Annotated in this window: 11 protein-coding genes; 6 read left to right on the forward strand and 5 right to left on the reverse strand. The window is 43.2% G+C overall.

The window, feature by feature from the left end:
- Nucleotides 1-157 precede the first annotated feature (157 nt).
- From NWQ57_RS11870 to priA, 3 genes are all read right to left on the reverse strand, one after another.
- Nucleotides 158-1,243: a hypothetical protein gene (locus NWQ57_RS11870; protein WP_306022363.1), complete on the reverse strand. Its 1,086-nt coding sequence runs from the start codon at nt 1,241-1,243 to the stop codon at nt 158-160.
- Nucleotides 1,244-1,333: 90 nt separating this feature from the next.
- Nucleotides 1,334-1,837: a GNAT family N-acetyltransferase gene (locus NWQ57_RS11875; protein ID WP_306022364.1), complete on the reverse strand. Its 504-nt coding sequence runs from the start codon at nt 1,835-1,837 to the stop codon at nt 1,334-1,336.
- A gap of 21 nt (nt 1,838-1,858) precedes the next feature.
- Nucleotides 1,859-4,039: a primosomal protein N' gene (priA, locus tag NWQ57_RS11880; protein WP_306022365.1), complete on the reverse strand. Its 2,181-nt coding sequence runs from the start codon at nt 4,037-4,039 to the stop codon at nt 1,859-1,861.
- A 216-nt stretch (nt 4,040-4,255) separates the two neighbouring features.
- Between priA and rpmE the strand changes: the two genes are divergently transcribed.
- From rpmE to NWQ57_RS11900, 4 genes are all read left to right on the forward strand, one after another.
- Nucleotides 4,256-4,480, forward strand: coding sequence for a 50S ribosomal protein L31 (rpmE, locus tag NWQ57_RS11885; protein ID WP_306022366.1), 225 nt, complete (start codon nt 4,256-4,258; stop codon nt 4,478-4,480).
- Nucleotides 4,481-4,639: 159 nt separating this feature from the next.
- Nucleotides 4,640-5,320 (forward strand): ABC transporter ATP-binding protein, encoded by a 681-nt coding sequence (locus tag NWQ57_RS11890; protein WP_306022367.1) that lies wholly within the window; start codon nt 4,640-4,642, stop codon nt 5,318-5,320.
- Between the two features lie 5 nt (nt 5,321-5,325).
- Nucleotides 5,326-7,857 carry an ABC transporter permease gene (locus tag NWQ57_RS11895; protein WP_306022368.1) on the forward strand — a complete coding sequence of 844 codons (2,532 nt, stop codon included), beginning with the start codon at nt 5,326-5,328 and terminating at the stop codon, nt 7,855-7,857.
- Nucleotides 7,845-9,047, forward strand: coding sequence for a lipocalin-like domain-containing protein (locus NWQ57_RS11900; RefSeq protein WP_306022369.1), 1,203 nt, complete (start codon nt 7,845-7,847; stop codon nt 9,045-9,047). Before NWQ57_RS11895 ends, NWQ57_RS11900 begins: the two co-directional genes overlap by 13 nt.
- 25 nt (nt 9,048-9,072) lie before the next feature.
- On the opposite strand, the gene NWQ57_RS11905 is transcribed toward NWQ57_RS11900, so the two are convergent.
- On the reverse strand, nt 9,073-10,023 hold the full coding sequence (locus tag NWQ57_RS11905) for a M56 family metallopeptidase (protein WP_306022370.1): 951 nt from the start codon (nt 10,021-10,023) through the stop codon (nt 9,073-9,075).
- Nucleotides 10,020-10,502, reverse strand: coding sequence for a BlaI/MecI/CopY family transcriptional regulator (locus NWQ57_RS11910; protein ID WP_306022371.1), 483 nt, complete (start codon nt 10,500-10,502; stop codon nt 10,020-10,022). Before NWQ57_RS11910 ends, NWQ57_RS11905 begins: the two co-directional genes overlap by 4 nt.
- Before the next feature lie 123 nt (nt 10,503-10,625).
- Here NWQ57_RS11910 and NWQ57_RS11915 point away from each other — a divergent pair, with 123 nt between their 5' ends.
- Both NWQ57_RS11915 and NWQ57_RS11920 read left to right on the forward strand, forming a co-directional pair.
- Nucleotides 10,626-12,713 carry a TonB-dependent receptor gene (locus NWQ57_RS11915; protein WP_306022372.1) on the forward strand — a complete coding sequence of 696 codons (2,088 nt, stop codon included), beginning with the start codon at nt 10,626-10,628 and terminating at the stop codon, nt 12,711-12,713.
- Between the two features lie 391 nt (nt 12,714-13,104).
- Nucleotides 13,105-13,290: a hypothetical protein gene (locus NWQ57_RS11920; RefSeq protein WP_306022373.1), complete on the forward strand. Its 186-nt coding sequence runs from the start codon at nt 13,105-13,107 to the stop codon at nt 13,288-13,290.
- Nucleotides 13,291-13,364 lie beyond the last annotated feature (74 nt).

Here is a 13,364-nt window from a genome sequence, read left to right on the forward strand (position 1 = left end):
CGGTTTTTCGGCGATATAGAGGATCATAAAAAATTAACTGGATAAAAAAACAGTAGTTTAGCTGTTTTGGAACAGTTTTGTTAGCGTAATAATGGCCTTGTTATATGAAGATATCCTTTGATTGCTCTATCAATCGTCTCAAAACTTATTAATTCCATTAGAGTTCAGCAATTAGCGGCGCCCACTGTGAGCGCCAAGTGTGCTCTTTAGATAATTTGTTATAACCCATGTGAAGTCTTTCTGTGTACTCGCCGTGGGTTAAGGTCTTGGCTTGCTGAAATGAGACTGCAGACTCTCCGAAGGTCTTTTTAATAAAATTGACTGGAGTCAGTGGTAGCGTTCCCAAGGATAGAGGCACCACAACTCGTTCATGCAGGCCCAGTTCAAATCCAGGTGAATTATGAGCAACAAACTTTGACTCGCGCATACGTTCTTTTAAATCATCAAACCGTACGCTTTCTTCATATTTGTGAGTGGGAAACGCGTTTTGATATTTCATGCTATTGTTGCCGATTACGGTCAATACGAGGTCGTTTTCTTCGCATTCTTCGAGAAAAAGTAATCTTGATTTAGCTCGGATGAAAAAGTCTGCAAAAACTGAAATTCTTCTTATATTTTCGTTCAGTGGAACTGTTGCGGGCCTACTACCCATTGGTAGCACACTTATATTTTGTAAAAAACGAGTAATACTGGTCGCTTGCTCCAACGCAGAGCCGACTTGATTCCATACTGGTTTTAACTTTTCACGATAAAAATCTATATTGAAATATGAAACTGGATAGATAATCTCGTTACTTTTGTTTTCAAAGTTAATGAAGTTGTTTGTGCTCAAATGACTTTCCGCCACTGCATGGGGGAAATAAATAGCGTCAATTTGGCACAACTGACAAAAACCTACGTGCTCTTGATCGATACACAAGACTGTGACATTACTACCAATAAACCTTGTCATTAGATGCAGAGGATGGTCAACCAACAAAACATATACTTTGTGTTCTTTTGAGTATTCATCAATAGTAATCCCACCTACTGAAGTGCTTAAACCCATACCATTTATACTCACAATGAAGGAGTAATTTTTTAGCTCACTTAAATTTGTTGAGGAGATTTTTATCGATTCTTCATTGGCTACATCCAATTGGTCAGTTTCAATATCCAATAAAGCTAAGTCTGCTCTCATTTCAGATAGAAAATGACTTAACACACCATATTGATTTGAACCTGTAATGAATAACGCTTTCAATTCTTTGCCTCGTCATTTTTTAATGATTTTACTATCGACCAATTATAATAATGTATTAATGTGGAAATATTGGCACCCAGAAACTGTTATTTATAGATGTATGTTATCGCGGATTTTGGCGTACAAAAACGCATCACAAAATTTATGGTCTTTGTAGACCGCTTTTTTAAGGCGTCCTTCGAGTTCAAAACCGTTTTTTTCGAGTACTTTCAACGAGCCTTTATTACCTTCAAACACCTGTGAAAACAAACGAACTAAGTCTGTTTGCTCAAATAGGTTTTGGCTAAATTGTTGTAGCGCTTCACTAGCGATGCCTTTACCCCAGTAAGGGGTGGCCAACCAGTAGCCGACTTCGGCTGAGCGAGACCGTTCAAACTCTTCGCGCACTGCACCAATCGTACCGACAAAAGTACCTTTATATTCAATGGCGCGAATATACTTATTTAAAGTGCCGTCTTTAATCCACCAGCGGGCTTCTTTTTCAGTAAAGGGCGAAGAAATGCTACTGGTTAAATAACGCAGCACCTTAGGATCATTAAGGTACTCAACCAATAATGGGGCATCTGATTTTTGGTAGTCACGCAGTATGATCACAATAATGAATCCGAATTCTTATTAACTAAAATCTTGTGGGTCGATGTCTAAAGCCCAACGTACTTTTTGGCCTAAACCTAGATTTTCTATTTGATTAATGTGTTGGTTAATGGCTTGCTGCAAGGTGCTGCGTTGTTGACTTTGTAATAACAACTGCATGCGATAATGGCCTTGGCGTTTTTCCATTAAGGCGGGAATTGGTCCCAAACAAGCAACACTAGCTTCATGATTAAACAAGTCGGCAATCTGCTGTAAAAATTCGTGGGCATCGCGAGCACTTAAGGCCTGTGCTTTAAACAAGGCTTGGTAAGTGTAGGGGGGCAAGTTGGCTTGCTGACGCTCTAACAAAGCATAGCGCGCAAAATGACCGTAGCCATTATTAATCAAGTCTTGTAATAAAGGATGAGCAGGATCATGGGTTTGCAACCACATTTCGCCGGGCTTCTGCGCCCGGCCTGCCCGGCCTGCTAATTGCGTAATCAGCTGAGCCAAATGCTCTGGTGCGCGATAGTCAGCACTAAACAAAGCGCCATCCACATCCATGATCACCACTAAGGTCACATTCGGAAAATGATGACCCTTCGATAAAATTTGCGTACCAATTAAAATCTGGTATTCATTGTTGTTGATAAGGTTAAGCATCTTATCGAGTTTGTTTTTACCACGGGTGGTGTCGCTGTCGATACGCACACTTTTATATTGCGGAAAATACCCCGCTAAACCTTGTTCAAGTTGCTCTGTGCCCACGCCCTGCGAAGTCAATTCACTTGAATGGCAATTTTCACAGGCTTTGGGAATACCTTTGGCCGCGCCACAGTGATGGCACTGCAATTTGTGCAAACTCTTATGCAAAGTAAAAGGTTTGTTGCAGCTGTGGCATTGCTCAACGTGCCCACAACTATGACACATCAACGCTGGAGCGTAGCCCCGACGGTTTATAAACAGCATCACCTGACTACCCTGTTTTAAATGCAAGGCGATGCGTTCAAGCATGCCTTTGGCTAAACCAAATTCGAGCGGTTGCTGACGAATATCAAACACCTGCTGTTTGGCCACCACGGCATTACCGGCACGCAAGGGCAGATGTAAATGCTGATACTTGCCTGTTAAGGCATTATTGAGGGTTTCTAAGGCGGGCGTTGCGGTACCAAGTACTAGCGGAATATTCTCGGTGTGGGCTCGCATAACCGCTAAATCGCGCGCATGGTAACGTAACCCATCCTGCTGTTTATATGAGGCGTCGTGCTCTTCATCAACAATCAGTAAACCGGGCGTGAGCATAGGAGTAAAAATGGCTGAACGGGTACCGATAATTAAACCCAGTTGTCCCGCTGCACTTTGTTGCCATACCGCTAATCTTTCGTTATCCGTCAGGGCCGAATGCAATACACCAACCTCAATGCCGAAACGGTGTTTAAAACGAAAAACTGTTTGCGGGGTTAAGCCGATTTCAGGCACTAAAATCAGTACTTGCTGGCCTTGTAGTAATACCGATTCAATAGCCTGCAAGTACACTTCAGTTTTGCCACTGCCGGTAATGCCTTCTAACAAAAAACTGGCAAACTTACCGATGCTAGCTTCAATGCAACTAATGGCCAAGGCTTGTTGAGTATTGGCCTGTGGTTTATCGCTAATGCAAATTTGTTTTGTCCATGGTTCACGTTGCTCTCGTTTTTTTTCTATAAGGGTAATGAATTCTTTGGCAGCCAGAGTTTTTAAACTTGCTGGACCAAATTGCTGATTAGCCTGTGATTTTTCTAACTCGCCTGCCTTTAATTGTGCTAAGCAGGCTTGTTGCTTGGGCGCGCGGGATAAGTCATTGAGGTCTGTTTGTTGGCCTAAGTCAGTCACCGTCCAATATTGCAGCAGCTTAGGTTCGTTGCTCCCCCCTTTGCGTAATGCCACAGGTAAGGCCGTTTGAACCACATCGCCAATAGGGTGCTTGTAATAAGTGGCAAGCCAATTACACAATTTGATTTGTGTAGTATTAAATACCGGTTTGTCATCGAGTAGTTGAATAATCGCTTTGAGTTTAGCTTCTGGCCACTGCGAAGTGTCAGCAATTTCCCACACCAACCCCACCATGGTTCTGGGACCAAAGGGCACTTGCACTCTCACCCCAAGCTCTGGCGCTGGGCCTTGATAGCTATAATCAAATAGTTGCCGTTTAGGAATAGGCAGGGCGATACGCAGAATTGTCATCTAACTTGCTACTAACTCACTTTAAAACACAAAACCGGGGTTTTCAGCGGCATTATTGCTGTAAAAAGCAGCAAAGCCCTTGATCACTTGAGGCAGGTACATTAATATGCGCGCCACTTTGCGGCAAGCCACAAAGCTTCCTATTTGAATTTAATTTTCGTATGGTGTCCAACTTCGGGTTGGTTAGCGATACGGCCTTAACTGAGAGGTAACCCCATGAAAGAAGGTATTCATCCCGATTATCAAGAAATGACTGCAACTTGTGCCTGCGGAAACGTAATCAAAGTTCGTTCTACTCTTAAAAAACCATTGAACTTGGACGTATGTTCTGCTTGCCACCCGTTCTATACTGGCAAACAACGTAACGTTGATACCGGTGGTCGTATCGAGAAATTCAACAAACGTTTTACTGCTTTGTCTAAAAAGACAAGTGCTGAATAATAGCTTGTTGTACCTAAAGAAGGCGCTTAATCAGCGCCTTTTTTTGTACCTTTAAATCTACAGTAAATTTAAAATCTTTAATTATCCAAACCACGTATTCTTTTGCTAGGCTAAACCCATCAAGCAGATAGCCTCTGTTACTTTACATACGAAGAATACATGTTAAGCATTAAAAATCTGTATAAAAGTTACCAAGACGCCGAAGAAACACGGCTTATTTTGCAAGATCTAAGTATTGAAGTGGCTCAGGGCGCCAGTATTTCAATACAAGGTGAGTCTGGCTCAGGAAAATCCACTCTTTTACACTTGTTAGCCACTCTCGATAAACCCGATAGCGGCGAACTGATCGTGCAAAGCGGCGAGCAGCGCTTCAATTTACTCAACTTGAGTGAATCACAAGCAGATGAATATCGAAAACGCCAATTAGGCATTATTTTTCAAAAATACAATTTGATTGATTGCATCTCTGTCTATGAAAACGTGCTGCTACCAGCGCACCTTAGTCAAAAACTTGATCCCAGCTATTTGCAAGGTTTGTTAAGCACCCTTGGGATTGCCGTTTATAAACATAAACTGCCAGAACAATTATCAGGCGGAGAGCAACAACGAGTTGCCATTGCCCGCGCCCTTGCACACCAACCTCAATTGGTACTAGCCGACGAACCCACAGGAAACCTCGATCATAAAAATGCTGCAATCGTTAGCCGCTTATTAGTAGATACCTGCAAACAATTAAATACCACTTTGGTATTAGTCACCCACAGCGAAAAAGTTGCCAACTTAACAGATTATCAATATCGCTTGGTGAATGGCGCCCTGCAGTTAAGTAGTAGTAAATAATTGCGATGAACATCAACACCGATTATTTTTACTTTGCCCGTTTACTGCTGCAAAGCTACCGGCAAACAAAATTTAGTGTGCTGATGTTAATGGGTGCTCTAATAATTGCCACCAGCGGTTTATCAGCCGTACTAATCATCAATCACAGTGCCAAGCAAAGTTACCAACAAGACAATACTTATTTACTGCCTAATGTTAGTCATCAAATTGTGGCCGTAAATTCAAGCCAAAAACTCACCAAACAAGATTACGCAGAACTAAAAAAACGCGGATTTAATGAATTAGTGGCTTATGCCACTAGCAAACATCGTATTTACCACAATAATGCATTGGGACTCGTCAACAGAGTGTCTGTTACTGGGATAGATTTTGTTAGCGCATTGACCATGCTGGGGTTTCAACAGGGCATGCAAGGCAAGCAAACTTCCCCTGACGTAAATTTACTGGGCTTGGCATTTTCAAGTGATGTCGCCTTTAGTCATCCACGTTTACTCGCCAATTTAGCGCCAGCTAGTGGTACAACAAATCCTAAATTAACCTTAGACAGCCCGCAAGGCCCTATTTTACCTAGGCTACAAGCCTTTGATAATGCAGGCTTAGGTAATGATGTGGTACTTGATATTAACCGCTATTTTAGCCTACTCCCTGAGGCTGAGCTTAGTGGCTTGCTATGGGTGAGCCAATCGCCTCAACATAATGATGCACGATTAAGCTCGTTGTCTGCGCAACTGCCCAAGCACCTTACGGTGCTTGCTATGACATCAGGTGAGCAACAAGGTGAGTTAACTGAGAGCTTTCACCTCAATTTATTCGCCATGGCCTTGCTGATGTTTGTGGTGTGTTTATTTATTGTACTCAACGCCGTTAATTTACTGCTCAATGCAAGAATGCCTTGGCTTAAAATCAGTCGCCAATTAGGGATAGGTCGCAGAGCCGTATTTATGGTACAAATAGCCGAGTTAGTACTCCTTAACCTTGTGGCCTGTAGTCTAGGAATAGTACTGGGAATATACCTCGCTAATCTCGTTTCTCCTACCGTACAAGCCACCTTAGCAAACCTGTATAACGTAGATGTCGGATTTGGGCATGTCTCGTTTTGGTCATTATTCGTTCAGGTATTAGCTATTAGCTTACTTGGCTCGCTCGCAGCCCTCGCCTTGCCTGTTATACAACTCAATAAAACATTAAGCCATGTTAAAACACCGCCATTAGGTAGCAAGCAACAACGACAGTGGCAAATAGTCACCTTTGGACTTGCCCTGCTTTTGGCACTTGTTAGCTTTTTATTGCTGTCTTTTGCCACTCAACTTTGGCTGCTATTAATTGCCGTTGCTTGTCTGATTTTATGTGGATGTGCACTTTTACTTATCAGTTATTCGGCTATGTTATCGATCTTTTGCCGTTTTATCCCAGCACGCTTAGTCTTACTTCGCCTTAGTGTTAAACAAAGCATCGCGCTTTCATCAAAGGCCAAAATTGCCTGCTGTGCGTTTTTTATTGCAGCAACCAGTAATATTGGCATGAATTTAATGGTAGATAGTTTTCGTGCAGCCACATTGAGCTGGCTAGATACTCGCTTGGTGGCAGACTATTATTTGTATTACACCGGCGATACAGATCTTAGCCAACTCGCGAAACAAGAAAATATTGGTATTAGTAAACGATATGAGAAGTACATTGACTATCAAGGTTTACGCATCCAGCTATATAGCTACCCCAGCACCGATACCTTTAAACACGCCATGGTCTTTTATCAGATAAATGATAAAACGCAGGCATGGCAAAACTTTGAAAACCATCAGGGCGTATTTGTTAACCAGCAATTTGCCTTTTATTATCACGTTGGCCTTGGCGACACTGTTCGTCTATCACACCCCATATCAGAACAACTTACATCTTATAAAATCGAAGGTGTGGTGTACGACTTTGGTAGCCCCAATAAACAGGTTCTATTGCCTATCAGCAGCTTTGACGCAAAGCTTTCTGCTTCATCTCTTTATGCCCTTGAGGGCAGCCCAGAGCAAATCAAGGCGTTTAGCTTAAAACTTGGTTCGTACGGTATTGATGTGCAAAATAACCTAATCAAAACTGCAGAGTTATTAGCAAGGTCAATGCAAACTTTTGATCGAACCTTTTTAATTACCGACGGCTTAAACGTAGTCACTCTATTAGTGGCGGCATTGTCTTTAGCCTGTGCCATTGTGGTATTAAGCAAAGATCTAAAGCCGCAAAATATGCTGATAAGAAGTTTAGGTGTCTCGAGATTTAAACTGCAAATCATGGGGCTATTTCAGTTTTTACTGTTATGTCTCGTCGCATTAATTTTTGCTACCCCCTTTGGTATATTGCTTAGCTGGGTATTAATTAACGACGTCAATTACCACGCCTTTCAGTGGACGTATCCTCTTAAAGTTGACGTATTTACCTTACTGAATATTTATGTTGTTAGTTTAAGCGTAGTACTGCTCATCATACTAATACCCACATTTAAAGCCAGCCGTAAACCCCTTATCGAGGATATCAGATGGTTAAACTAACTCGAAATAGACTTATCGTCGTGCTGGTAAGCTTTGGGATAGCTCTTAGCACTGTGCTAATTAAACAAGGGGGATATACTCAAGCAAAAACGCCAAAGGCGGTAGCTGAACGCAGCAAGCGCCTTGGCTTACCTGCAAACTCAGCACCAGAAACTCTCGGCCAACAAGTTGTGGCAAACTACCCTGTTCGCTTTCCCGATGATCACAATGAACACCCACTGTTTGATATTGAGTGGTGGTATCTGACCGCAAATGTCAAAGACGAACAAGGTCGACTCTATGGCTTGCAATGGACCTTATTTCGCTTTAGAAACCCAACCCACAGCGCTGGGCATTCTGCTTGGGCAAACAATCAGATTTATATGGGACATGCATCGGTTAATAGCCTAGATTCACACTGGTTTGCGGAAAAATTTGCCCGTGGTGAGGTGGGTAATGCAGGGGTAAACCTAGCCCCTTTTGCGTTAACTATTGACGATTGGGCTTGGACTAACTCAAGTCAAATTGTAAGTGAACAGCAGGCCTTACTGCCTGCAAACTTAACGTTTACTCTCCCGCTAATAACTCAAAACGAGCAAGGCAATCCTGTTATGGCAGTCTCGGCAACGTTGCAGCAAAACGGCCCTTTTGTGTTGCAAGGTGATAAAGGCTATAGCATCAAATCGGCCGACGGAGCCTATGCTTCCTACTACTATTCTAATCCGTTTATCGATATTACTGGTGAGTTTACCTTTAAGAATGCCCATTCTACAGATAATAAGCACCACGTATCCTTCAGTGGACAAGCCTGGTTTGATCATGAATGGACCTCACAACTGGTTGATAGTAAAACACTGGGCTGGGATTGGCTGTCTTTGCACTTAGACGATGGTAGTAAGTTAATGGCCTTTAGGATGCGCATTGAAGACCAGCCAGCTTATATTACCGGCACCTTGGTGCACGCTGACGGGAAACAAACGCTGCTCACAGAAGAGAATTTATCACTAACACCCCGTGCGATGATTGCAGTAAACCAACTAGAATTACCGCTGTACTGGCATGTTAATATACCGCAGTTTGGTGTCGATATTGCGGTTAAAACAACCAAAAACGACCAATGGAATCCCGCCCTTATGGCCTATTATGAAGGCATGGTCAGCGTCACTGGCACTCACACAGGTACAGGATTTTTAGAGCTTACAGGTTATTAATAACAAGACTTAGGTGTGTGTAGCACTATAACTGTTCGAGTAATCCGTGCGCCACTAGTGTTAAACCAAGCGTTAACACCACAAAGAGTAACGCTAGCAATAGATAAACCAGTACAACCGAGAAACGCGCTGCACTTGTCATTTCCGCGGTATTGCCAGTAGACACATGACGATGCTGATAAATGCCCTGCGTTACTTCGTCAGATGAGCGAAACATCGCGTAAACCTCTTTGACTAATTCTGTTTGTCCAGTAATTGTGGCTGAATCACAATCAGCTAGCTCTTCCATTTGCGCGGCATACTTGTGTCGTAAACTATGCTTTGCTTTGGGCACCCAAAATGTACTTGCCCATTTCAGAAGCAACTTGCGTAAATTGTCGCGCCTCATAACATGACCATATTCATGGGCTAAAACTGCGTGCAACTGCTCAGTTGTTAATTTTTTTACTAAGGCTGTAGAAATGTAGACGCGAGGAAAAAACAAACCAGCGCACCATGCAGCGAGAGCATCTGACTCTATAAGTCTGTAGTGCGCAAAGGCACTACTAGCACTTTTTTCACCGGGTTGAGACAAGGCTTCTAGGTAAGTTTGTCTGCGGCTGGCTAACTTTAGGGTTTTGCTCATCAAATAAATAACGATTAATGAAACAAGAGCAGCTAAGGCTACCAACACGGCCCCCGAAAAAGAACTCGTAATGGGCGCAGGCACATGAGGTATGCAACTTGTACCATGACAATGAGCATAAACGATGGTTGCAGCAATGGCTGGATGAGTGAGTACCACGACAGCTAAAATTGCACTTAGAGGTGCCATTAGAGCAAAAAACAAGGTTGCCAGCGACTGGTGATTTGTAGGCAGTCTTTGATTAACACGCTGAAAAATAGGGTATAAAAAACTACTCATCAAAGAGGCAAACAACAACAGACAAAACGCACTGAAAACACTTTGCCCGAGAGTGGCGACGATATCGATCATTCGGTTTCAGTGCTAGCCTGAATTGCAGAGCTAGCGGCTTGGCAGGGCCGCAAGGCACTTTCGAGGCGTGTCGATAAAGCGGGATCTTGTGTAGCGATATATTCCATAAAACCCGATATCATCGGCAACATATCGCCATTGGTCATGTCTTCAGCGATATCATGAAATAAACGTTGTATCACTTCTTTCTTCGCGCAGGCTGCGCGATACACAAAAGCTCGCCCATGTTTTTCTCGTAACAGCAGCTCTTTACGGTACAAGCGTTCAAGAGTGCTTTGCATAGTATTTAGGCCAATGCACTCGCCTTGTTGTTGTTGCAACAAATCCAACGATTGCTGCACCGATAAGCTATTTTGCGCCCTCGCCCAAAATAGCTCCAGCACTTCTAATTCTCGACTGCCTAGTACTGGCATGCGAGCCGGTTTCTGTTTGATGCCAAAAAATGTGGCTAATTGTGCTGCGCGATTATTTATATTCAAAACCGAGCCCTTATCGGTATTCCTTTAGGTATTTAAACTAACGTCCATCACAACACATTGGATGCACTTTTTTTATTTTAAATGAAAACAATCCAAGGTGAGTTAGCTAACAAAGGACTTAACATGACTTCAAAAACGAAAGCAGTATATCTTGCCGTGTTTGTTTACTCCACCGGCTGTTCGCAAGCATTTGCTTCAGATATGGAAAAAAAAGAAGCTGAAATAGAAACCTTAACCATACAGCAGCAGCGAAGTAACTTAATTGGTACAGCCCTGTCGGCTTCTCAGGGAGAAGTAAACGCCAGCGAGATTGCAATTCGCCCCATGTTGCGTAGCGGAGAGATACTTGAGTGGGTGCCAGGCATGGTGGTTACGCAACACAGTGGAACGGGCAAAGCCAATCAGTATTTTTTACGTGGTTTTAACCTCGACCACGGCACTGACTTCGCCACTTTTATAGACGATATGCCGGTCAATATGCGCACCCACGGCCATGGACAGGGATATACGGATCTTAATTTTATTATTCCTGAAACCATTGAACGTATCGCCTATAACAAAGGGGCTTATTACACAGAAAATGGCGACTTTAGCGGCGCAGGTGGCGCTAACCTAATTACCCAAAGTCAAACTAAACAAGGTAGTGCGGAGTTGACTCTTGGCCAAAACAACTATCAAAGATTAGCGGCGGTCGACAGTGTAGATACCGGTTCAGGTAAGGTGTTATGGGGCCTAGAGCTGAATCGTTACGACGGCCCCTGGAGCGACATTAACGAGGACCTAAATAAACTCAATTTGTTACTTAAGTATTCGGGCAAGATAGCGGGCGGTGACTTTAGTATTTCAGGCATGGCTTATGACAATAGTTGGAACAGTGCAGACCAAATTCCACAGCGGGCAGTTGAACAAGGTTTGATTGATGAACTTGGCTCTTTGGATACCACTGTAGGGGGAGAAAGTAGCCGCTATAGCATCAATACTCAGTGGCAGAATGAACACCTCAAACTGTCCTTTTACGCAATAAGCTATGATCTCGACTTATGGTCAAATTTTACTTATTTTTTGGATGATGAAACTCAGGGTGATCAATTTGAACAAGTGGACGATCGTCTGATATATGGTGGTGAAGCGAGTTATCAATTTAATAGCCAGCTTGGCGGCAACACAGCGCAACATAAATTCGGTGTGCAGTGGCGCGTAGACGACATCGCTGAAGTCGGCCTTTACCGGACTAATGAACGTGCTCGCCTTGGGGCGATCCGCAGTGACGCAGTAGACGAGCAAAGTATCGGTTTATATTGGCAAAGCCAAATCCAACTAAGCGATAGACTCAGAACACAAGTTGGTTTGCGCTACGATACATTCAACTTTGATGTAAATAGTCTCATCAGTACTAATTATTATGGAATTGATATTAGCGACAATCGTGGCAAAAAAGACGACGATATAACCTCTTTAAAAGCTAGTTTGATTTATACCTTGAATGACGAATGGGAAAGCTACGGTTCCATTGGTCAAGGTTTCCACTCTAACGACGCAAGAGGCACCATAGCTCAGGTTGACCCACTTGATGGAACGAATATCGCGCCAGTTGACCCTCTGGTCGCTTCTTTGGGCTATGAAATTGGCCTTCGTGGGCATATTAGTGAGCAACTCAATACCTCCGTGGCCTTATGGGTATTAAAACTCGACAGCGAATTATTGTTTGTTGGTGATGCAGGTAATACTGAGGCAAGTCGTGAGTCACAACGTCAAGGTTTAGAATTAACTGCCTACTACAGGATAAACCCCTATCTGACAGCGGATTTAGAGTATGCCTACACCGATGCCAAATTTACTGATGAAGCGATGGAAGGTAATCATATACCTGGCGCAATAAACAATGTCTTACAGGCCGGTTTAAGTGCGCAATTTGATAACGGTTTGTTCGGCAGTTTGCGCCTTCGTTACTTTGGTAAACGCCCTTTGATTGAAGATGCAACGGTGAAATCCAACCCGACCACAGTGGCCAACTTAAGAGTCGGCTATACCATGGATGATCTTACATTTAAGGTGGATATTTTAAATATATTCGACAGTAACGATCATGATATCGACTACTACTATTCATCAAGACTTGCCAATGAGCCAAGTGGTAATGAAATTGATGATATTCATTATCATGTGCTCGAACCTCGCACGGTGCGGGTGTCTATGTCGCTAGCGTTTTAAATCGCTCGACAAACGCCAAGCTTATAGCTTGGCGTTTGCCTTCATTCTTTGCTTAACTAAGCTAATAAATTTAACGTAGTTTAATTAGCTAATTGGTTGGTTTTTATCAATTGTTTAGCAGCCTAATTTGGCCAATCTTTGTTTGAATCCTATGACGAGATACTCGACGCTTGTACTACCGCTTGAATGACTTTTTTAGTGACCTAAAACGTGTTGTCAAAATGTGCAATAGAGACTGGTTGGAGGTGAGTAACACTTAAGCCGAAATGGTATAACGTGCTAGTACAACCGCGTCTTTTTTGCGGTGGAGCAGTGCAAGGAGGACACACGGTACGCTCAGGTGTTGAGCCCGTCACTCGCAGCTCTCCACTATCTTGCCCTAGAACGAAAAATGCCCGGCTCTAATGAGTCGGGCTTGGCTCTTAATGGGAGCCTGCGGGGCTGGCCTACCAGCGGTGTGCGTGGCACGCCGCGCTACCGAGTCTTAAATGCAAAAAAGGGTAACCGTGGCGATTCATCTGCGTCTTTTGGCAGTGAATTGGCGCAAGGAGGACAATCAGTACACGCAGGTACATAACCATCAACCTATTTAACCCGAGATCTGGTTAAGCCAACATCAAGTTATTGCCATTTAACAGCTCAAATTCTTGG

The organism is Paraglaciecola sp. (assembly GCF_030730205.1).
In the GTDB taxonomy this organism is placed as follows: Bacteria; Pseudomonadota; Gammaproteobacteria; order Enterobacterales; family Alteromonadaceae; genus Paraglaciecola.

Coding starts and splice junctions, on each gene's coding strand:
- priA (WP_306022365.1), bottom strand. CDS start 4,039: ATGACAATTCTGCGTATCGCCCTGCCTATTCCTAAACGGCAACTATTT.
- rpmE (WP_306022366.1), top strand. CDS start 4,256: ATGAAAGAAGGTATTCATCCCGATTATCAAGAAATGACTGCAACTTGT.
- NWQ57_RS11890 (WP_306022367.1), top strand. CDS start 4,640: ATGTTAAGCATTAAAAATCTGTATAAAAGTTACCAAGACGCCGAAGAA.
- NWQ57_RS11895 (WP_306022368.1), top strand. CDS start 5,326: ATGAACATCAACACCGATTATTTTTACTTTGCCCGTTTACTGCTGCAA.
- NWQ57_RS11900 (WP_306022369.1), top strand. CDS start 7,845: ATGGTTAAACTAACTCGAAATAGACTTATCGTCGTGCTGGTAAGCTTT.
- NWQ57_RS11905 (WP_306022370.1), bottom strand. CDS start 10,023: ATGATCGATATCGTCGCCACTCTCGGGCAAAGTGTTTTCAGTGCGTTT.
- NWQ57_RS11915 (WP_306022372.1), top strand. CDS start 10,626: ATGACTTCAAAAACGAAAGCAGTATATCTTGCCGTGTTTGTTTACTCC.
- NWQ57_RS11920 (WP_306022373.1), top strand. CDS start 13,105: ATGCCCGGCTCTAATGAGTCGGGCTTGGCTCTTAATGGGAGCCTGCGG.